The following is a 20,001-nucleotide window of genomic DNA, read 5'->3' as shown; positions in this document are numbered from 1 at the left end:
ACCCGCGCGCTCAAACGGCATCTCGCGGGGCATCTCTGGCGCATCATGCTCGCCGACGAAGACCGCACCATTCGAACATCTTCGGAAGCACTCGCAGACGCCTCTTGACAAATAGAGAGGCACCCCATCGACACGGCCCGTCGCCGCACCGGACATGTCGCCCCCGTGCCCTATTGTTGGGGCCGCCGGACGAACTCAACTGGATAGATGAACGGGTGGACGACGACGTGGGGCTGCCCGAGTTGCTCGAACTGAACCGCGACCTACAAGGCTCCCGCGCCATCCGCCTGCTCGCGACAACCAACCTCAGCCTGTACGCGACATTGATGGAGCGCCATCTCAGCGACGGTGCCGTCCCCGAGACCGAGCTCGTCGTCCACCTCGAGCGTGACCTCGCCGAGCTCGACGACCCTCAGTCCGGCCTGGCCCTCATCAAGTCCTGGGCCGCCCAGGGGTGGCTCCACCGCATCGTCGACGAACGCCATGACCAGAACGTCTGCTACCTCACCCAGGACACCCGCCGCGCCCTCGACTTCCTAAGGTCGATGCGCCGCCAGGACACCATCGCCACCGGCGGCTCCATCACCGGCATCGCCTCGCGCATGAAACAAATTGCCGTCCGCGTCGACAACGACCCCGCCCGCATCCGCAAGCACATCGAAGCCGAAATCGCAGCCCTCCATGAGGAACTCGACCAACTCGACGCCGGCCAACGCCCCCAACCCGACGTCACCGGCTGCTACGACGAAGCCCGCGCCATCGCCCTGCAGATGGAACGCCTCATCACCGACATCGGCCAGTACGGCACCATGATCGAGCAGGCCACCGCGGCCCTCGACGAACCCATCGACACCAACACCGAGTACCGCGACCGCCAGCGCCAGATGTACACCGACTACCAGACCGCCTGGGACTCCCAGGGCCGCGACTCCCACCGCGCATTCCTGCGCATGATCAACGACCCCGACCAGCGCGCCGAGTTCGAGACCGACGTTGCCGCCGTTGCCGAAGCCCTGCCCGCCCTCGACCCCGCCCTCCGCAAGGTCATGGCCGGCTTCTTCGAACTCGTCGGCCACCAGATCGACGAAGTCGAACGCATCCAGCAGCGCTGCGCCCAACGCGTCAAACGCTTCACCGCCTTCGGCACCATGGAGCAGAGCCGCGGCGTCGCCCGCCAACTCAACGAGGCCATCGGCGCCGCCCGCGCGCTGCTCAAGTCCAGCTTCACCGACTCACGCCTCGACATCGAGGTCCCGCTCACCCGCCACGCCATCAGTTCCGTTGGAGCGCTTAGCTTCAAGATCGGCGACCTGTCCAATCCCAAGCCCGCCGAACACGCCGCGAGCGATGTCGACCTCACCAGCTTCGCCGCCCTCACCACCCAGGTCGACGCCTCCGCCATGTCCGACATGCTCAACCGCGCACTACGTGACGGGCCTGTCGAACTCCCCGACGCCGTCGCCATGCTCGACACCGCTTACCTCGGTCACGTCATCGTGCTGTGGTCCTGGGCCCTCACCCAGCCCAACCCGCAACAAGCCGAGTCGACCACCGTCCGCTTCCGATCCCTCGACGGCCGCGACCGCGAAATCGCAGTCCCCCGTTTGAAATTCACCGAACCCATCACTACCCTCGCCGGAGCAGCAACGTGACCAGGATCAACGATCACGCCACTCAGCGAAAACTGACTCCGCCGCATGTGTCGAATACCCCACGGCGGCCGCATCACGGGAAATCGTTGCGACATGCGATCAACGGAGATTGTCAACACCTTCTGGGATGAGGTCTGGAACGCCCACGATCCCGATGCCGTCGACACGTTCGTCGCCGACGACGTCGTCATCGAAGCCGGCGGCCAGGAAATCACTGGCAAGGAAAGCGTCAAGAACTGGGTGAAGCAGTTCCTCGACCACGTCAACGACTTGCACGTCGACACCATCGAGACCTTTCAAGACGCGGAAGGCACCCGCGTCACCTCCCGATGGGTCCTGACCGGCACGAACAACGGCATTCTCGGCACTGAACCCAACGGCAAGCCCATCGCGCTCACCGGCACCGCCCTGTGGACGGTAGAAGACGGGAAGCTACAGCGCGGCTGGGTCGAACAGGCCTCCTTCGAGCTGTATCACCACCTGCTCGCGAAGTAGCGGCTGACGCGGTCCAATCGGCCGCACGGCGCACGATTGGCTCCCCGTCACCGCGCACCCTTCATGTAGATCACCCGCGTCCGGAAGACGATGTCCTGCAACGACCTTCGTCGACGGTCGGCCACCACCCATAGCAGGCCGATCGGGAAAAGCACACAGGTCGTCGCACGCAACAATCCGACCAGCAGGCTCACTCGCTGCGACCTTCGCCCGACGACCCTCAGACCCATCGCCACCGCACCCGCGGTCGATCCCGAGAGCGTCCAGCATCCCGTCAGATACAACACCGCGACCACAAATGTCACCACCGTCGAGAACACGACGCTCACCGACGGCAGGCTGAAATCCGTCGGCGAATACACCAGCCGCACCAACACCATGCCGCCGTAGAGCGCGCTCATGATCAGCAGCACCACCACCAGGTCGATAACCGCGGCCACCCCCCGGGTGACGATCCCGGCTGCCCGCTCAACCATGGGTTCCGAAGAGGTCACCGGTCGTCCCGGTCACGCCCCAGCATGCGGTCGACGATTCCGGCCACGACGTCGTCGGCGCGCTCGCCCTGTGTACGCACGTCCGTCATCACCTCGGCGGTCATCGAATTCGTCGATTCGCGGATGATCGCCGGTAGATCTACGCCTTCAATCACCCTGTCAGCCAACGCGATCAGGTCGACACGGTTGATCACCGCGTCGATGTCGAGATCGGCGGCCAGGGCGTCGATATCCACTCGCTCACGCACAAGCGCGTTCAGATCCATCTCATCGAGCACCAGGTCCACCAGACCGACCGCGACCGCGGCCACCAGTGCCTTGAACTGGCCCGCGCTCTGGGTCACCCACTTGTCGCCCCGGTCCGACAGGCCGACGACACCGCGCCGCATCAACGGCCCGAACACCGGTACCTTCTCCGCGACCCGATACGCGGCCTCGGCGGCTCCGACAGCCAACGCCGCCGTACCCACGGTGGCGGACACCACCGGGTGTTTCAGCAGGTCGACCTCGGTGCCCATCACCGCATGGTAGTTCTCTTGGTGCCCAAATCTGACGCAACGGCGTTTGCCGACCCCTCCGTGTCCGCCGACACCATGCGCCTCAGAAATCACAGCGGCACCACCCTTCTCCGTGTGGGCACAAAGGCTTGAGAGCGAAGACATTCCGCTGACGTCGGCAAACCGGCGACGCGACGAATTTGTTCGCCGACACGACCCCGCCGGGCGCTCGAGATGTCAGGGCCGTGCCCTATGTTGGGGCGTCCCACCAACTACAGATCGAGGAACGCAAGTGAGCACTGAAGCCGATATCGACTTCTCCTCACTCCCCCAGGTCGACCAGCAGACCGCACGGCCACCCGGCAACCGCCGCCCGCGCTTCGACGGCGACGTCTCCGAACTCCCCGACCGCGCCTGTTGGGCACTGCAGCACCTGCTCACCCGCCGCTACCTCAGCGCCGACGCCGACGCCGACGTCTACAGCTGGGTCGTGGAATACCGCAAGGAACTCGCCGTCCGGCTCTCCGAACTCGACCTGATCCTGCGCATCGTCGACGGCACCGACATCGCGTTCATCGAACAGGCCCGCTACGAATCTGCCAGGGGCATAAAGGTTCTGCGCCGCGAGCCGCTCGGCACCTACGACTCTATCCTGGCGCTGCACCTCGCCCAGATGATGCGTGCCGCCGCCGGACAGAGCGTCCTCATCAGCCGCGAGGAGATGCACGGCCTGTTCTCCGCCATCCTCAACGACACCGACCGTGACGCCGTCACCTTCGCCGCCCGCATCGACGCCGCCATCGCCCGCCTGACCGGCCTGGAGATCCTGCGCAAGAGCCGCGACGACGAGGACAGCTACACCATCTCCCCCGTCATCACCGCCATCATGACCGCCTCGGTCATCACCGAGCTGCAGCAGCAGTTCGAACAGTTGCTCAACGGCGGCGCTCCAGCTGAGGAAGAGACCGACCTTGACTGAACAGTTCCACCTCGCAAGGCTGCAGGTCATCAACTGGGGTGTGTTCGACGGCTACCACTCCATCCCGTTCAGCAGCGGCGGAGCGCTAATCGCCGGCGCCTCCGGCAGCGGCAAATCCTCACTGCTCGACGCCATTTCGCTGGGCTTCCTGCCGTTCAACCGCCGCAACTTCAACGCCTCCGGCGACAACACCGCCGCCGGATCCAGCGCCGGGCGCCGCACCGTCGACAAATATGTCCGCGGGGCCTGGGGCCAGCGCAGCGACGGCGGCTCCAGCCGCGTCATGTACCTCCGCGGCGACGGTACCGCCTGGTCGGCCGTCGCTGTCACCTACGCCAGCGACTCCGGACGCACCGTCACCGGCCTGGTGCTCAAATGGCTGACCGGCGAGTCGCGCAACGACTCGTCGAGCCGCTTCATCCTCGGCGACGGCGACCTCGACATCGAGGACATCTGCAACCGCTGGGCCGCTGGGCGTTTCGATGCGAAAGTCTTCACGGAGCACTGGCGGTTCTCCACCAAGGTCGAATCCCAGTACCTCGCGCAGCTGTACGCCACCATCGGCATCCGCGCCTCCGACGCCGCCCAGCAGCTGCTCGGCAAGGCCAAGTCGCTGAAAAGCGTTGGCGGACTGGAGCAGTTCGTCCGCGAGTTCATGCTCGACGAACCCGACAGCCTCGCCCGGCTACCCGAGGCGCTCAAGCAGATCGACCCGCTGGTCGAGGCCCGCGAACTCCTGGCCGTCGCCCAGAAGAAACGCAAAATCCTCGGCGACATCGAGGCCATCCAGCACCGCTACACCTCCGAGTCCTCCGACCTCGGCATCATCGACCTCGTCGACGCGCCGATGGTGCGGGCGTTCACCGACCACGTCCGCCTTGCCCAGTGCCCCGAGCAGATCGCCACGCTGGACAGCACCATCGACCAGCTCGAGAACGAGTACGAAGACGTCACCCGCAGCCTCAATCTGGCCAAGGCGGAAGCGGATTCGCTCAACGCGCAGATCAGCGGATCCAGCGCCAACATCGCCCCGCTGCAGTCCCAGGTCACCGCCGCCGAGACCGAGGCCGAGCAGGTCGAACGCCGTCGCGCCGCCTACGACGACCTGCTCACCGCCCAGGACATCGAGCACCCCGACACCTCCGACGAGTTCTGGAACCTCCGCGAGGAACTGCTCACCCAGGCCACCGAACTGCTCGCCAAGGTCGAACGCAACCGCGAGGCCTCCACCGACGCCGAATACGCCCAGAAGTCCGCCCGCATCGCCCGCGACGCCGCCGCCAAGGAACTCAAACGCGTCGAGCACGTCGGCTCTGCGCTGCCGGAGTTCGCCATCGCGATGCGCGACCACATCTGCGCGGCCATCAAAGCCGATTCCACCGAGCTGCCCTACATCGCCGAACTGCTCGACCTGAAGCCGGACCAGACCCGTTGGCGCACCGCCGTAGAAAAGGTCCTACGAGGCGCAGGGCTGCGGCTGCTGGTGCCCGACCAGCACTGGGAGAAGGTGCTGCGGTTCGTCAACGAGACCGACATGCGCGGCCGCCTGCAACTGCACCACGTGCGGACGAAGATGCTGGGTGCCGAACCGGAAGAGCCCGAGCCGAACACGTTGGCCGGCAAGCTGTTCGCCGTCGACCCCGCACATCCGTGCGCGGCCGAAGCCGTCGACGTCATCACAGGAGCCGGCGACCACATCTGCGTCGACACCCCCGACGTGTTCGCCCGGTTCCGCCGCGCGGTCACCGACACCGGGCTGTACAAGGACTCCGACCGGCTCGCGATCAAGGACGACCGCAAGGCCGTCAGGCAGTCCGAGTACCTGTACCAGGGGGACGTCACCGCCAAGATCAACGCACTGACCCTGGAACTCGCCTCCGCCGAGGACACGTACCAGAAGGCCCGCCGCGTCGCCGACGACATCGCCGCCCAACGCCAGCAGTGGCGCGACCGCGCGACCGCGTGCAAGGCGATCTGCGAGCAGTACCCGCAGTGGAGCCAGATCGACACCGAGACCGCCGACGGGCACGCCGAGCGGCTGCGCGAACAGTACGAGCTGCTGCTCGCCGAGAACCCCGACCTCGATGCGCTCAATGCGCGCGCCGACGAATGCTGGTCGCAGATCCAGAAATTCATGACCCGCCGCGGGGCAATCCAGACCCGGCGCGACGGCCTCGACGACCGTCGCACCCGGCTGATGGAGCTGGCCGAGCGGCTGTCGCCGGCGTTCGTGTCCGAACCGCTGACCGAGCTGCTGCACCGCTACGCCGCGCAGCTGCCCGTCTCGCTCGAGCTGCTCGATCCCGAGCCGCATCGCGACGCGCTGTTCACGTCGATCAAGAAGGATCGCGAGCAGCTGCGCGAGAGTCGGCGCCGGTCCTATGACGAGCTGGCCCGCATCCTCAACACGTTCGACACGTCATTCCCCGACGCGATTCCGAACGACAGCGAGGATTTCGACGAGCGGGTGCACGACTACGTCGCGCTGTGCCGCCACATCGACGAGCGCGAACTGCCCGAGGCCTATGAGCGGATGATGCGCCTGGTCACCGAGCAGGCACCGGATGCGATTCTCACGCTGCACCGCGTCGCCGAGCAGGAGACGCGGCGCATCGCCGAGCAGATCGAGCGCGTCAACACCGGACTGGGCTCAGTCGAGTTCAACCGCGGCACCCGCCTCACGCTGCGCGCCACCCCGCGGCAGCTGCCCGCGGTCGCCGAGCTCACCGAGATCGTGCGGTCCATCTCGCGGCGCATCGCCGAGGTGGGCCTTGGCGATAAGCAGGCGATCCTCGACCAGTACGCCGACATTCTGCGGCTGCGCAACCGGCTGGCGTCCACCGCGCCGGAGGACAAGGCGTGGACGCGCGACGCCCTCGATGTGCGCAACCGGTTCACGTTCGACTGCGCGGAGTGGGCGGGCGACGAGTTGATCCGCACGCACAGCAACGCGGGCGACAACTCGGGCGGTGAGCAGGAGAAGCTGATGGCGTTCTGCCTCGCGGGCGCGCTGAGCTTCAACCTGGCCAGCCCCGAGAGTGCCGACAACACACCGGTGTTCGCGCAGCTGATGCTCGACGAGGCGTTCTCCAAGTCCGACCCGCAGTTCGCGCAGCAGGCGCTGTCGGCGTTCCGCAAGTTCGGCTTCCAGCTGGTGATCGTGGCGACCGTGCAGAACGCGACAACGATCCAGCCCTACATCGACAGCGTGGTGATGGTGTCCAAGACGGAGGCCACCGGTCGCAACGTCCGCCCCGTCGCGACGGTCGCCACCAGGACCATCTCGGAATTCACGTCACTGCGCCAAGAGATGCGCAAGGCGGCTGCGAAGGAGCCGGTTGGGGTGTGACGCTTTGGCGAACGGACTGCTGTTAGATCGGATGGTCAGTCTGCGTAGTAAAGCGAGTAATGGCCGGGACCAGTCTCATAGCAGTATGAGTAGCTGTTCCCTGCGGCGTTTGCTTGCCTCGCGGCGCTCTTGCATGCCGCCTCATTCACCCCGAAGTCGATGTAGTCATCGGCATTTGCGACCGCTGCGCCCGCTATAGACACGACTGCCGCGATGCCTGCGGTCAGGATCACGTTGTGCCAAAACTTCATCGACTTACCCCGGCTGGACGATCTCGCTCTCGTAGCGGCTTACGGACAAGTCTCCGAGTCTTTTACGACGCCGAAGTCGATCTCGGTGCTCGTCGTGAACGAAGTGCCAGCGAGTGGAGTGGAACTGCACACGGTCCAATTCCGGTCGCTAAGCTGTGCCCGTCCCTGACCGGTGAGATCTGTCGAACTGCTAAATAAGACCTCACCGTTGCTAATCGACTGGATTGCGTCCTGTGCTCCCTGCAGATCGGTCCCGACCAAGTCGGGCATCGTCCACGGCTCAGCCATAGCCGGAGACGCGGACCACAGTGCCGCGGCCGCAAGAACGACGCCGACGGCGCAGGCAACGCATCCATTCCTCATAGCAACCCCTTCATCTTTGTGCTGAACGGAACCGTAGCTCCACCGACTCAGCACAGGAATCGGGTGTTTCCCTACGTTGTTGTTTGCTGCGCCTCCGAGGGCTTGGTCCGTCACTCATGCGGAAGCGAATCTGAGACAAAACCCGATTTCGAGAGTCAGTTCGGTAAAGAAGCACCATCTCGGAGATCACGTCGCTGCGCCGCGAAGTGCGCAAGACGGCCGTCATCAAATGATGACGTGATCTGACGCCGGGTATCCACCCACAGCTTCGGCAGCCGCAGCGACCTTCTCAGCCCGGTAGTAGGTCGAGCCAGTCCAAATTTCCGTCGACGGGCTGACCATTGATCACGACGGTCGGCACACCGGGCTCGGGAAACTGGCGCAGGAGCGCGAGGTTGTTGGCCGCAATGGCCCGGGCGTCGTAACCGATCGGTAGGCCGAGCCTGATGAGATCTTGAGCCGGTGGGGGTGCGCCCACGCGGTTGGCCAGCTCGGCGAGCTGATTGTTGTCGAGATCCGTGGGCCCTCCCTCCTGCGGCTGCTGCTCAGCCGAAAAGATCTGCTGTACGAAGCGCCACGTGATGTCGCTCGATCGCGACTGGTCGGCAACGACAAAGGCCGCGTAGGTCGCGCGAATGTCGTAGGTCTTGCTCGCCGAGTACTTGTCGAGGAAGTCCACGAACCGAAGGTCGACCCGAAGCGTGCCGTTCTCGATGCGTCGACCGATGTCGTCGCCCTGCTCTTGGACCATCTGCCCGCTGTACGGGCACATCGGATCCACGTAGAGATCGACCACCCCGAGTGCATGCGGGTCGCCGATCGCGATCACATCCCCCGCCGGCGCCGCGACGGCCGCCTGCGCGACCCCTGCGGTCGGTCCACACATCAGCAATGCCACGATCACGCCGAGCACTGCTCCGAGGGCACGCACCGTCCGCTTCACCCGTGTTCCGTCCATGGCTTCCATCATGTCGTGCCGTCCAGTGACAGTGAGTCGTGGAGTCCGCCGAGTGCGGGCGACTGTCGAGTTGCCAAGCTCAGAGCGACACTGTCGCTGATGGTGGGGCGAGCCGTAGTACTTGAGCGACACAGTCGCTCTGAGCTTGGCAACCGGAACCATCGACCTCCGCAGCCGCGGAACGCAGGCCCTGGTCGGTCAGGTACAACGGCGTCTACGTCGTCTGGTCCAGCGGCCGACGGTCCTCGTAGCGGAGCTCGACCCCTGCTGGTTTTCTGCGGGTTCGTCCTGGGCATCCCGACAGGCATGAACAAGCTGACCCGGCTTCGGCACGCAGAACAGCGGATCGTCAAGGTGCAGCGGCGCGTCTGGCTCGCTCAGGCCTTGGCGTGGCCGACGGTGATCGCGGCTGGGGCGGCGTCGGTGGGTGTGCTGATGTGGTTCCTGCGCCGGCGCTCGCCAGGTAATCGTCATGAGATGCCGGACCTGCCGGGGGCCCATGAGGACGGCACCGTGCACGTCGAACCTGATGGTCACCTCACTCACACCTTTGCCGCAGACGACGCGCGGGACACCGTCTAGCCCGCCCGAAACGACGGCGAAATTGACGTCGCTACCGGCGTTTGGGCTGCGCTCGGGGGGTGAACACCCGAAGTGCGTGATCAGCCCAAGAAAGGAACCATCATGGCACTCGACGATGACGACATGACGACAGCAGGCGGCGGCGGAGAAGGGACCGCCGACGGCGGCTCCAACCCCGAAGGCCACGACGGCGGCGCCGACGGAACCGCGGACGAGGAAAAGAGCGGCGAGGGCACGGCCGACGGCGGCTCGAACCCCGAGGGTCACGACGGCGGTGCCGACGGAACCGCCTGAGGCCAGCATGCTGAGCCGGTGTGTGGCTACTGATACCGGTGTGTTCGCCACCGAATACTGGGGCCGCAAACCCCTGCTCACTCGCACCACCGCGCTGCCCCGCGACTTCAGCGACCTCCTCTCACCAACTGCGGTTGATGAGCTGATCGCTGAGCGCGGGGTACGCGCGCCCTTCATCCGGATGGCCAAGACCGGTGACGTGCTGGCCCGCAGCTGCTACACCGGACCGGCCGGCTTCGGCGCCGAGATGCCCGATCAGGTCGACTCGGCCAAGGTGCTGGCCGAATTCGCCGCCGGCGCGACGATCGTCCTGCAGGGGTTGCACCGGCTGTGGCCCCCGCTCATCGATTTCGTCCGCGGCCTCACCGACGACCTCGGTCATCCCGTCCAGGCCAACGCCTACATCACCCCGCCGGACGCCCAGGGATTCGAGCACCACTACGACGTCCACGACGTATTCGTCCTGCAAGCCGCCGGCGAGAAGCGCTGGACGGTGCACGAACCCGTGCGCCAGCACCCGCTGGACTCGCAGCCATGGACCGAGCACCGCGACGCCATCACCGCACGCGTCCGCGACGCCCCGATCATCGACACCGTTCTGCAGGCCGGCAACGCGCTGTACCTGCCCCGCGGCTGGGTGCACTCCGCCCGATCCCTGGACACCACGTCAATCCACCTGACGATCGGCGTCTCGGCGTTGACGTACCTCGACGTGGTACGCGCGGTCGTCGACACCCTCGCCGAGGACGAAGAGTTCAGGAAATCTCTACCCATGGGCATCGATGCCACCGATCGCAGTGAAATGGCCTCGACGACAAGCAAAGTGATGGCGCAGCTGGCCGACGCCCTACGCGAGAGGGCCGCCGACCTCAGCGACGCGGCAGCCGCGCAGTTGTCGGATCGTCACTCGCAAAGGACCCGGCCCGTCGCGGTACGGCCCCTGGCCACTATGGACGCCATGACTGCCGCCGGCACAAAACGAGTTCGATGGCGCCACGGCCTGATCGGCACACTGGAGCACCTTGGTGGACAGGTCTGCCTGCGGCTGCCGGACCGGACCATCACGTTTCCCGACTCGTGCGCCACGGCGGTCGAGGCGCTGCAACACGGACTCGTCGCGGACGCCGAAACACTGCCGGGCCTCGACCACGCCGACGCCACGGTCCTCATTCGCCGGCTGTTCCGGGAGGCTGTCGTGGTGGCGGTCGAGGACGCACAAGGGTGAACCCCAAACGCACGCCGTGCAGCGACCAATCGCTGACGCGCAATGACCCCATGTACGGCACGGCCGGTGCCGGACGGTCCTGGGCGATGCTCGAACTGTGCGGCGGCTGGGGGCAATCGGCATTCCTCGACTCCCCCTCCCTCATCGACCGCGAACTCGGACGCAGCATCTGCCGCCGCATCGAAGCGCAGGGCCTGCGGGTCACCGCGATACGCCGGCCGGGACGCCGGGACGAGACGCCGCGCTGGCGATGGTTCATCGCGCAATGCGAAGAGGGCAGCGAGGCGCTCTACGCCGGAGAGGTCGACGACGCCCGCGGCTACCTGGACATCGCCATCGACGGCTCGGACGGCGAGCGGGTCGACGGCCCACTGGTCGCGGTCTGCGCGCACGGCAAGCACGACCAGTGTTGCGCCGTCCGCGGACGCGGCGCAGCGTCGGCCATCGCGGCCGAATACCCCGACTTCACTTGGGAGTGTTCGCATTTGGGGGGCGACCGGTTCGCCGCTACCATGCTGATCCTGCCCGAGGGTCTGTGCTACGGGCGCGTCGACTCGACCGACTCCGCCGGCCTGGTGGCCAAATACTTCGACGGCCGGCTGGACCACAGATATCTGCGCGGACGCACGTCCCTACCCCACCCGGTGCAGGCCGCGCAGTATTTCGCGCGCGAGTCCCTTGGCGAGGACCGCATCGGCGCCCTGTCACCGCTGAACGTCGAACACGCCGAGCACCAAATCCGCGTCGAGCTCCGCACGGACTCGGGCTCCGTGAATGTCGTTCTCGCGGAGAAGATGTCGGAGCCGCTGCTGTCCATGTGCCGTGCGACGGTCGCGGGCTCGGTGCGCACGTTCGAATTAGTGTCAATCTCGTCGGGCTGAGGAGGCTGTTTGCATGGCGGACATCATCGAGCTGATATATGCCGACCACGACTGGTTTCGTCGTCAGTTCTTCCGGTTGGACGACGCGAAGTCCGACGCCGAGCTCGCCGCGATCTGGGACGCCCTCGGCGCCCGCCTCGATGTCCACGCCGAAGTCGAGGAGGCCGTCTTCTACCCGGCGCTGCTCAAACACGGCGGCAGCCAGGACCGCGGCAATCCCGAGGGCGACCCGGAAGACGAAACCGAGGACGCCATCACCGACCACAACTCGATCCGCGACGCGATCCGTCGCTCACGCGAACACAAGCCGGGCACGAAGGAATGGTTCGACGCCGTGTTCGAGGCCCGCAAGCAGAACGGCGAACACCTCGACGAGGAAGAGCGCGAGGCGATGCCGGACTTCATCAAGAGCGCCTCACTGGAGCTCCGGCACGATCTGGCGATGCAGTGGCTGCGGCTCTATGCCGATCGCGAGACGACGATCAACGTCGACAACCGCGACAAGGACGCCGACGACTACATCGCCAAGCACTCCTGAGCGAAAGATCAGCCGTCGTCGTCCAGCGCGTTGCGCAGGAACGGCAGTATCCATCCCGAAATCGGCCACACCGCCGCCAGCGCGAACGCGAAGACCGCGCCGACGATCCCGGCGATCGCGCGGTGCTTGCGGCGACTCTCGTCGGCGAACGCGCCGCTGCGCAGCAGCAGGAACGTGGTGGTCAACCAGCCCGCCAGGTAAAGGGCACCGAGCGCATATTTCATATGCCACCGTTGTACCCCTCCGCGAGGGATTACGTCGTTCCCACCCTGCCCTGCACGTGCGCGCGCAACCGCGCACCGAGCTCGGCCAGCGCAAAGTCCGCCTCGGCCAGCACACCCGCGTGCAGGTGGATGTCGTGCCACAGCCCGTCGAAGCGCTGGCGTTCGACATCCGTTGCCACGGTGGCGATCTTCTCCACCAGTGGATCCTCGCTCGCGCTCTGCCACACAATCGGCGGCAGACCCGCGAAGTTCCCGTCCACCGGGGACACCGCCGACGTGATCGACGGGCGTATCAAACCCAACGCCGCCGGCAGCGCGATTCCCCTGTCTCGCAACGTCATCGTCAGCGCCAGCGCCAATCCGCCGCCCGCTGAATCACCCGCGATCACCGTCGTTTGAGGATCCGTCCCGTCAGCCAACAGAGCCGTGTACACCTCGACCATCTCCTCGAGCGCCACCGCCTCCGGCGCCAACGAGTAGTCCGGCACCACGGCCGCCATCCACGCTGCCTCGGCCAGTCTGCCGACGACACCCCGGTAGCCGCGCGCACTGCCCAGCCCATACGCGCCGCCATGCAGGTAGATCAGCGTTGCGTTGGCACCTACGCGGACCGTCCGCTCAACCGGCACCCCGCCGAGGACCTCTCGCTGCCACTGCAGGCCCTCGACCGGTCGCGTCAACGTTGCGACGGCGTCATACATCTTTCCTTCGGCGCGCACCGAGGTCCGATGCGACGCCAACGGCGGGCGGCACCCCCTCAGTGCCGCCCGCACGATCTCACGACGAATCCTCACAATGTGGCGCGTCATGCATCGAGAATGGCGGACAGCACGTCTCCTGGTCTTTACCGAAGCCGACAACTTTTTACCATTTCCCGACAGGGAGAAACGATGACCAACCTGATCCGGGCCACGGCCATGTGGGGCTACCCCGGGCTCGTACGCGAGCTCGGGGCAGATCCGGAGGTTTTTCTGGACCGCTTCGGCATCCCTTCGGGCACCGAGCACGAGGAGGACACGTTCATCCCTTTTGCGTCGCTCGTCCGGATTCTCGAAGCCACCGCCGATGAGCTGACTTGCCCCGACTTCGGGTTGCGCCTATCGGGACGCCAAGGCCTGCACATCATCGGGCCCATCGCGGTGATCGTGCGCAGTGCGTCGACGGTGCTCAGTGGTATCGAGGCCGTCGAGGGCTTCCTTCATGTTCATTCCCCCGCGCTGACGCTGGCCGCCCGGCCACGCGAGGATGGCGGCGTCGAGTTCATCTACGAAATGGCCGAGCCGGGAGTTCCTTACATCCAGGGATACGAGCTGAGCATGGGCATCGCCGCGCGAATTGTCCGCATGCTCGGCGGGCCGTCAGCGCGTCTGGACGCCGTCTCCTTCCCGCACCCCCAGCAGGGCACCGACGCCGCCTACCGTGACGCACTGGGCTGCCCGGTGCACTTCGAACAGCCGTGTTCCTTCGAGCTGTCGGCGGAGCTGGCCGCCCGTCGCAACGAGAACGCCGACCCGCAGACACATCGCATCGCCACCGAATACCTCGAGGCGACATACCTTCCCGCCGGTGCGACGCTGTCCGACCGCGTGGCCGAGCTGGCGCGCCGACTGCTCCCCACCGGGCAGTGCACCGCCGAGGCGATCGCCGGCGAGCTCGCGATGCATCCGCGGACGCTGCAGCGGCGGCTGGGAGACGAGGGCACCCGCTGCCAAGACATCATCGACCGCGAACGCCGCACCCAGGCGGCACGTTACTTCGCCGAGCCGGACCTGCATCTCGCGCAGATCGCCGGTCTGCTCGGGTATGCCGAGCAGAGCGCGTTGAACCGGTCGTGCCGACGCTGGTTCGGCAGGACACCGAGGCAATGCCGCGAGGGTGCGCCGGCGTAGGCGGTCGCGCCGCTCCTCGATCTACCCCTTGAGCGCCTCACCTGCCGGGCCGAGACCGAGGAACTGCGTCTCGCCGTTGGCGTCGTCGAGGCCGTCGTTGTCGGTGACGACGTACAGCGCGCCGTTACCCGCGACGGCGAAGCCCTCGACCTTCTCCTGCACGAAACCGTTGGTCGCCTGCAGATCGGGCAACAGGTTGCGCGCCAACGTCTTCGGCAGCACCTTCGGCGCCTCGCTCGCCGACGCCACGCCCGCCTCAGTGGGAATCGCGACCCGATAGATCGCCTTCACGCGAGCGTCCGGGCCGTTCATCTTGTCGCGCTCCAGGACCAGCAGCGACCCGTCGTGCACCTGAATCTCCGACAGCCCGATCCAATCGTCCTTCGCAGAGGTCTGCTCCAGCTGATACCCGAACCACTCCCACTTTTCGCCCTCCGGGGTGTACCGGCCGATCCGCACCACACCCGCTGGGTCGCCCTTGATCTCGCGCTGCACCGCCACCCACACGCTATCGCCGTCGACGGCCACACCCTCAAGGCCCTGAGACCCCAACGCTCCGGCGACGTCGCCGGGCAGCGCGACCTTCTTCTCGACCTTCCCGTCCGCCGCGACGTACACCAGCTGATTGCCCGGACCCTCTTCACCTTCCACGGCCAGCACGAATCCGCCGCCGGCACGGGCGGATACACCTTCGATGTCCAGCGTGACCGGCTTGCCGTCCTCGGTCAGCGCCAACTGGGTATCGATCAGCGCCGGCGTCTTCGACAGGTCAATGCCGAGAATCCGGGACGGCCCGACCGCGATATCCGGTGACGTGTACAGCCGGTTCTCATCGGCCGGATCGACCGACAACGCACCCAGCGCACCCCACGGAATCGGCGCGCCGTCGACGTCGCCGGACACGATCGACGGGAACGCCGGCTTGCCGCCCACCGCGGCATACTCGTCGCCGAACCCGTACACGTTGACCGACGCGCGCACCCGGTTCTCGGCTTCGTCCGCCTCCGACGAGATGACCAGAAGGTTCCGCGCCGGAACGGGCAAGACACCCTCGGGACCGGGCGTCGTCGGCATGATCTGGCGGAACACCGGCGCATTTGGGTCGCTGACGTCATACGCGGCCACAAAATTGCTGCGCTCCGACGCGATCAGCGCCGTGGGCTTTCCACCAATGTCGGTGATCGCCAGGCCTTCTGGCTCCGGACCCTTCGATTCGGCGCGACTCTCGATGTGCATGCCCGTGCGCACGGCCAGCTGCTCAAAGGTATTGCCCGCATCCCAGACGACCTCGCCCGTGTTGGCGTCGAAGATGGTCCAGCCGCGAGTGCCGCCCTTCCAGTCGCCCTCGTTGGCGGTGGCGATGTGGTCGTCGCCGATCCAGCCGATGGCGTCGGGCTCGCGCGGAGTGTCGTCGATCGAGCCGGTCTGATCGATCGCGCCATCCTCGGCGATATCAATGCCCTCCACGGCTACGCTTCCGGCGCTGAAGATCTTCTGTACCTGCCCCGTGCGGCCGTCGATGATCGCGATGCCATTGTTCTCCTGCATCGTCAGCGCGACCTGGCCGCGTGAGTTGATGCTCACGTATTCAGGCTCGAGGTCTTCGGGAGTGTCAAGGCCCGCGGCGCGCGCCGCTTCGGCGTCGAAGTCGACCTTGCGCGGTGTCCAGGTGTTCGGCGCACCCTTGAGGTCGAGAAGTTGCAGGAATCCGGTTGGGGGCTGCGGCAAGTCGCCCTCCTCGGCTCCCGGCGGAGTGAACTCCTCGTCGCGCTGGTTCTCCATCGCGATCGCGGCGAAGGATCCGTCCGCGCTGATGGCGATGGAGTCCGGTTGCCCCCCGAGGTCGATGCTGTGCACTCGGGTGCGATCGGCGACGCGCACGATGTCCACGCGCCCCGATGGTTTGGTGAAGTCGCCGCCGGTGGTGTCGACCACGACCAACACGAATTCGCCAATGGCGGCCACCGAGGTGGGTTGGTCGTCGGCGTGACCCAGCTCAGCGAGCGAAAGTGTGCCCCGGCCAGCAGGTTTCGCCGGATCACGGATATCGAGGAAGCCGATGCGCTTGGCGGCCGCGTCGGTGTAGATGACGGTGTTGCCGTCCGGGGTGACCGTCGAGATCTCGGCGACGGTCTCCGCCTCGACAGGATCTTCGCCCGGCTTGTTCAGATACACCGGATACGTGGCCAACCGGTGATAGCGGTCGGACGCCGGCTGGTTGAAATCGATCGGCGACGAGGCCTTCGGGGTGTCGGGGCGGCTGGTTTCGGGCGTCTCCTCCTGCTGGCCCGTCGAACATCCCGCCACCATCAGCGCGGCCATCGTCGCCGCGGCCACTGCCCGGGCCCAGTGTGTCGCCTTCACGCGTCATCCTCTTCAGTTGTCCGATGAGTCGCGTGATCTTGACGCGGACAGGTGGCCAAAGAGGGATCCGCCGGTGAACGTGCGGCAACGAGTTGGTTGTCGGCCGGCGCGTCACTAGGGATTCAGCACGGCGCACTCGGGAATGAGCAAGATCGGGATCGTCGTATGCGCGGCAACCGCCGCCGCCACACTCCCCTGCAGATGCCCCAGCAATCCACTGCGGCGGTGTGGTCCCAAAACGATGAGGCTCGCCCGGTGTTCATCTGCCGCCGCGACGATGCCCTTCCACGTCGGCGCCGCTTCCACCGCAACGCTTTCCGCGACCAGCCCCGCCTTCGCCGCCAATGACGCCCCGTGCCACGCCGTGGCCTCTGCGGCCCGCCCCACATCCGTCGCCTTGTCGGCGTCGAAGCGCTTGCCGTCGACAGGTTGGAAACCCACGTCGGCCGTCTGCCACACGCACACGACCAAAGCGCACCGTCCCGGTTCCAATTGCGCCGCCGCCTGCTCGATCGCGCACGCCGCCAGATCCGACCCGTCGTAGCCGAAGACCACCGGACCGACCGACATTGGTTCCCGCACCGCAATCGGAGTCGTGGCCTCGCCAGCGACTCCTACCTCTGACGGCAATCCCCGTAGCCGCGCCAACAACGGCGGCGAGTACCACGCGGGCGACTCTCCGTCGAGGAACTCGTCCAGGTCCGGCGTCTGCGGTCGCGCGCCGCTCAATGCATAGATCGCCACCCCGAACACCGCGCCGCCGATTGCCAACCCCAAACCAATCCACAGCGTCACACCCGTGCCTGCGTTCAGGTCGCCCGGCAACGCGATCGCCACGTGCGCGAGGATCGGCGCCACCATGAACGCGGCGACCGCCCGCAGCAACTCGATGATCGCGAACACCCGCTGCAGGCTCGCCGACTGCAACGAGAAGCCCGCCACGAACAACGCCGGCGCGACGGTCGCTCCGAGCGCCAATCCCGTCAACCCCGAGCCGACCAAGATCAACGGCACATTCCTGGGCAGCGCGAACCCGAAGACGACGATCCCCGCCGCCAGCAGCGCCATGCCCACCAACGGCAGGTAGTGCATCGCCTTGCGGGTGATGACGAATCCGAAGACGAACGCCATCACGATGGCGCCGCCGACCTCCGGCAGATACAGCAGCCCCACCTGGACCGGGCTGAAGCCCTGCAACAACACATTGGCCGTCAGCGCCGTCGCCGCCACCGACGCTGCTGCCGCGAACAAGGCGACCCCCACCCCGGCAACGGGAATCGCGCTCGTCAACATCGTGCGGACGGTCAGCAGAGGACGCTGTGCCCTGAACTGGTAGACGATCAACACCACGATCAGCGCCAGGCCACCGAACATCGGCACGCTGGCTGCCAGGTCGCCGAGTTCATGCGTCGTCAACTGCGCCGCGCCGACGAACGCGGCCGTACACCCGACCGTCGCCAAGGCGATCGCCTTCAGGTCGGTCGGCGCGTCGAGGTCTGCAGGCGGCGCGTCCTCAAATGTCAACGCCGCCATGATCAAAGCTAGCACCGCGATGGCGGCGACGATCCAGAACAGCGGCCGCCACGCATGCGATTCGGCCTGAACACCTCCGATGAACGGGCCGAGTGCCACCGCCCCGAAGACGCACATGTTCATGATGACCGCGGTATGGCGCAGCTTGTCCCGAGGGAAGCCGATTGTCAGCGGTGGCGCGGCGGCGATCAACAGCATGCTCGTCGCCAGACCCTGCAGCACATGGCCACCGATGAACATGCCCGAGTTCTGCGCACCCGCGGCGAGCACCGACCCCACCACCAGCACTACGGCATAACCGACCAGCATCCTGCGCTGCGGCAGGTGCTGAGCGAACTGAACAGCGAGAACCGTACCCACCGCGTAGGCCGCATTGCCCAACCCCGAACTCAAGCTCATCGCCTGCTCGGACATGTGGAGTTGGTCAGTGATGATCGGGACCAAGGGGTCGATCGCGGACGACAGAGCCAAATACGGAATCAAGGCAAGTGTGACCATCGCGGCCACCGCCGGATACCGTCCGGCGAGAGGTCCCTGGCGCATCAGATCGGCCCGAAGGTAGCGGTCAGCCTGGTAAAAGGCCGCCATACCGAGTTCGGGCGATGGTTCGCGGAGACAGGGGCAGGCACGCGGTGAGGCAACTACGCCGCGTTTGAATTTATTCCTACACAGCAACTTCCAAGGTTCAATACCCCCACACGCGGACGGGCGGATGGAACCCTTCGGCCGTCGTCCGAATGCGATCAGTAGGGCGTGACCGTGGTCCCGTCGATCGAGACGTTCATGCCATGGACGCTCGTGTCGTTCGTCAGCCGCGTTCCTTCGATCGTCAACAGGAGGCTCCAGCCATGGAACCGATACGGCTGGCCGTTGACCATCGCCACTTCGTTGCCAACGGTCGGGCCGATAGGGGCCTCGTCCCAGCTGAACTCGCCGGCGGCATCCACCGATGCGACGGGCCAGTGCCCGCCGGAACCGTTGACCGGGGCCGCGGGAAATCCTGCCCCCTGCTCGCACGCGGCCTTCTCCGCACTGACCACGCAGCGCACATTGCCGGCCGTGCGGATGAACTGGGCCTCGGGGTTGTAGGCGCCTGGCTGCGCCGAGGCCGCCGGGGCAATCCCAACCGTCATGACCGCTGCAACCACGCCAATGACTGCAGCCGATTGTCGTCTCATGGAATCCCCTTAGGCGAGGAGGCGTCGCGGTCTAGACGATTGTGCGTCTTCCCGCCGTCGCGCACGCCGTTTTGCCCGCGTAGACAAAGCATCCGCGGCCCGTTTGGCTCCGAATACCTGGTGACGCGCGAAAGGACTCTCAATGAAGAAGTCAAGCCGCCGTCGTCGTGGTGACGGGGGGTGAATCAGGTTGCCAGGTGCGGTTGTCACGGATCAGTGCGTAAAGGACGTTGGTACGGCGTCGCGCCAGGCAGA

19 protein-coding genes are annotated in these 20,001 nt (G+C 66.2%); 10 read left to right on the top strand and 9 right to left on the bottom strand.

Annotated elements, in window-relative coordinates; all coding sequences use genetic code 11:
- Positions 1 to 215: 215 nt before the first annotated feature.
- Positions 216 to 1,652: a DUF3375 domain-containing protein gene (locus CSQ99_RS28780; protein WP_176561274.1), complete on the top strand. Its 1,437-nt coding sequence runs from the start codon at positions 216 to 218 to the stop codon at positions 1,650 to 1,652.
- A gap of 93 nt (positions 1,653 to 1,745) precedes the next feature.
- Positions 1,746 to 2,147, top strand: a complete 402-nt coding sequence (locus CSQ99_RS28775; protein WP_099042396.1) for an ester cyclase — start codon at positions 1,746 to 1,748, stop codon at positions 2,145 to 2,147.
- 47 nt (positions 2,148 to 2,194) lie between these two features.
- Here CSQ99_RS28775 and CSQ99_RS28770 read toward each other — a convergent pair whose 3' ends face one another.
- Together CSQ99_RS28770 and CSQ99_RS28765 are read right to left on the bottom strand one after the other, a co-directional pair.
- Positions 2,195 to 2,623 carry an RDD family protein gene (locus tag CSQ99_RS28770; protein ID WP_176561275.1) on the bottom strand — a complete coding sequence of 143 codons (429 nt, stop codon included), beginning with the start codon at positions 2,621 to 2,623 and terminating at the stop codon, positions 2,195 to 2,197.
- 14 nt (positions 2,624 to 2,637) lie between these two features.
- Positions 2,638 to 3,159: a hypothetical protein gene (locus tag CSQ99_RS28765; protein WP_176561273.1), complete on the bottom strand. Its 522-nt coding sequence runs from the start codon at positions 3,157 to 3,159 to the stop codon at positions 2,638 to 2,640.
- A 271-nt stretch (positions 3,160 to 3,430) separates the two neighbouring features.
- Between CSQ99_RS28765 and CSQ99_RS28760 the strand changes: the two genes are divergently transcribed.
- Both CSQ99_RS28760 and CSQ99_RS28755 read left to right on the top strand, forming a co-directional pair.
- A complete protein-coding gene (locus CSQ99_RS28760; protein WP_099042394.1) occupies positions 3,431 to 4,117 on the top strand; it encodes a DUF4194 domain-containing protein in 687 nt (228 codons plus the stop codon).
- Positions 4,110 to 7,466, top strand: a complete 3,357-nt coding sequence (locus CSQ99_RS28755) for an ATP-binding protein (RefSeq protein WP_099042393.1) — start codon at positions 4,110 to 4,112, stop codon at positions 7,464 to 7,466. The genes CSQ99_RS28760 and CSQ99_RS28755 overlap by 8 nt, the downstream gene beginning before the upstream one ends.
- Positions 7,467 to 7,501: 35 nt before the next feature.
- Here CSQ99_RS28755 and CSQ99_RS28750 read toward each other — a convergent pair whose 3' ends face one another.
- Positions 7,502 to 7,717: a hypothetical protein gene (locus CSQ99_RS28750; RefSeq protein WP_099042392.1), complete on the bottom strand. Its 216-nt coding sequence runs from the start codon at positions 7,715 to 7,717 to the stop codon at positions 7,502 to 7,504.
- Positions 7,718 to 8,369: 652 nt separating this feature from the next.
- Positions 8,370 to 9,038 carry a DsbA family protein gene (locus tag CSQ99_RS28740; protein ID WP_176561272.1) on the bottom strand — a complete coding sequence of 223 codons (669 nt, stop codon included), beginning with the start codon at positions 9,036 to 9,038 and terminating at the stop codon, positions 8,370 to 8,372.
- Positions 9,039 to 9,344: 306 nt separating this feature from the next.
- Here CSQ99_RS28740 and CSQ99_RS28735 point away from each other — a divergent pair, with 306 nt between their 5' ends.
- The 5 genes from CSQ99_RS28735 (at position 9,345) to CSQ99_RS28715 (ending at position 12,558) form a co-directional block, all read left to right on the top strand.
- Positions 9,345 to 9,620 carry a hypothetical protein gene (locus tag CSQ99_RS28735; RefSeq protein WP_176561271.1) on the top strand — a complete coding sequence of 92 codons (276 nt, stop codon included), beginning with the start codon at positions 9,345 to 9,347 and terminating at the stop codon, positions 9,618 to 9,620.
- Between the two features lie 102 nt (positions 9,621 to 9,722).
- Positions 9,723 to 9,914 (top strand): hypothetical protein, encoded by a 192-nt coding sequence (locus CSQ99_RS28730; protein ID WP_083125074.1) that lies wholly within the window; start codon positions 9,723 to 9,725, stop codon positions 9,912 to 9,914.
- Positions 9,915 to 9,921: 7 nt separating this feature from the next.
- Entirely contained in the window at positions 9,922 to 11,139 is a 1,218-nt protein-coding gene (locus tag CSQ99_RS28725; RefSeq protein WP_099042401.1) for a cupin domain-containing protein, read from the top strand.
- Positions 11,140 to 11,189: 50 nt separating this feature from the next.
- On the top strand, positions 11,190 to 12,020 hold the full coding sequence (locus CSQ99_RS28720; protein ID WP_099042400.1) for a ferredoxin family protein: 831 nt from the start codon (positions 11,190 to 11,192) through the stop codon (positions 12,018 to 12,020).
- Positions 12,021 to 12,033: 13 nt separating this feature from the next.
- Positions 12,034 to 12,558 carry a hemerythrin domain-containing protein gene (locus CSQ99_RS28715; protein WP_099042390.1) on the top strand — a complete coding sequence of 175 codons (525 nt, stop codon included), beginning with the start codon at positions 12,034 to 12,036 and terminating at the stop codon, positions 12,556 to 12,558.
- An 8-nt stretch (positions 12,559 to 12,566) separates the two neighbouring features.
- Here CSQ99_RS28715 and CSQ99_RS28710 read toward each other — a convergent pair whose 3' ends face one another.
- The gene (locus CSQ99_RS28710) at positions 12,567 to 12,782 is read right to left on the bottom strand and encodes a hypothetical protein (protein WP_099042389.1); all 216 of its coding nucleotides are present in this window, start codon (positions 12,780 to 12,782) and stop codon (positions 12,567 to 12,569) included.
- A gap of 29 nt (positions 12,783 to 12,811) precedes the next feature.
- Positions 12,812 to 13,591 (bottom strand): alpha/beta hydrolase, encoded by a 780-nt coding sequence (locus tag CSQ99_RS28705; protein ID WP_245909140.1) that lies wholly within the window; start codon positions 13,589 to 13,591, stop codon positions 12,812 to 12,814.
- An 81-nt stretch (positions 13,592 to 13,672) separates the two neighbouring features.
- Between CSQ99_RS28705 and CSQ99_RS28700 the strand changes: the two genes are divergently transcribed.
- Complete coding sequence (locus CSQ99_RS28700; protein ID WP_099042388.1) at positions 13,673 to 14,671, top strand: AraC family transcriptional regulator; 999 nt, start codon at positions 13,673 to 13,675, stop codon at positions 14,669 to 14,671.
- Positions 14,672 to 14,692: 21 nt separating this feature from the next.
- On the opposite strand, the gene CSQ99_RS28695 is transcribed toward CSQ99_RS28700, so the two are convergent.
- From CSQ99_RS28695 to CSQ99_RS28685, 3 genes are all read right to left on the bottom strand, one after another.
- On the bottom strand, positions 14,693 to 16,993 hold the full coding sequence (locus CSQ99_RS28695; protein ID WP_099042398.1) for an esterase-like activity of phytase family protein: 2,301 nt from the start codon (positions 16,991 to 16,993) through the stop codon (positions 14,693 to 14,695).
- Between the two features lie 156 nt (positions 16,994 to 17,149).
- Complete coding sequence (locus CSQ99_RS28690; protein ID WP_099042397.1) at positions 17,150 to 19,111, bottom strand: MFS transporter; 1,962 nt, start codon at positions 19,109 to 19,111, stop codon at positions 17,150 to 17,152.
- 200 nt (positions 19,112 to 19,311) lie between these two features.
- Positions 19,312 to 19,701: a hypothetical protein gene (locus CSQ99_RS28685; RefSeq protein ID WP_245909139.1), complete on the bottom strand. Its 390-nt coding sequence runs from the start codon at positions 19,699 to 19,701 to the stop codon at positions 19,312 to 19,314.
- Positions 19,702 to 20,001: the final 300 nt, after the last annotated feature.

It is taken from the genome of Mycobacterium neglectum (assembly GCF_002591975.1).
Classification (GTDB): Bacteria; Actinomycetota; Actinomycetes; order Mycobacteriales; family Mycobacteriaceae; genus Mycobacterium; species Mycobacterium neglectum.
The sequence above is the reverse complement of the archived record's forward strand: the minus strand, read 5'-3'. Positions and strand labels throughout refer to the sequence as shown.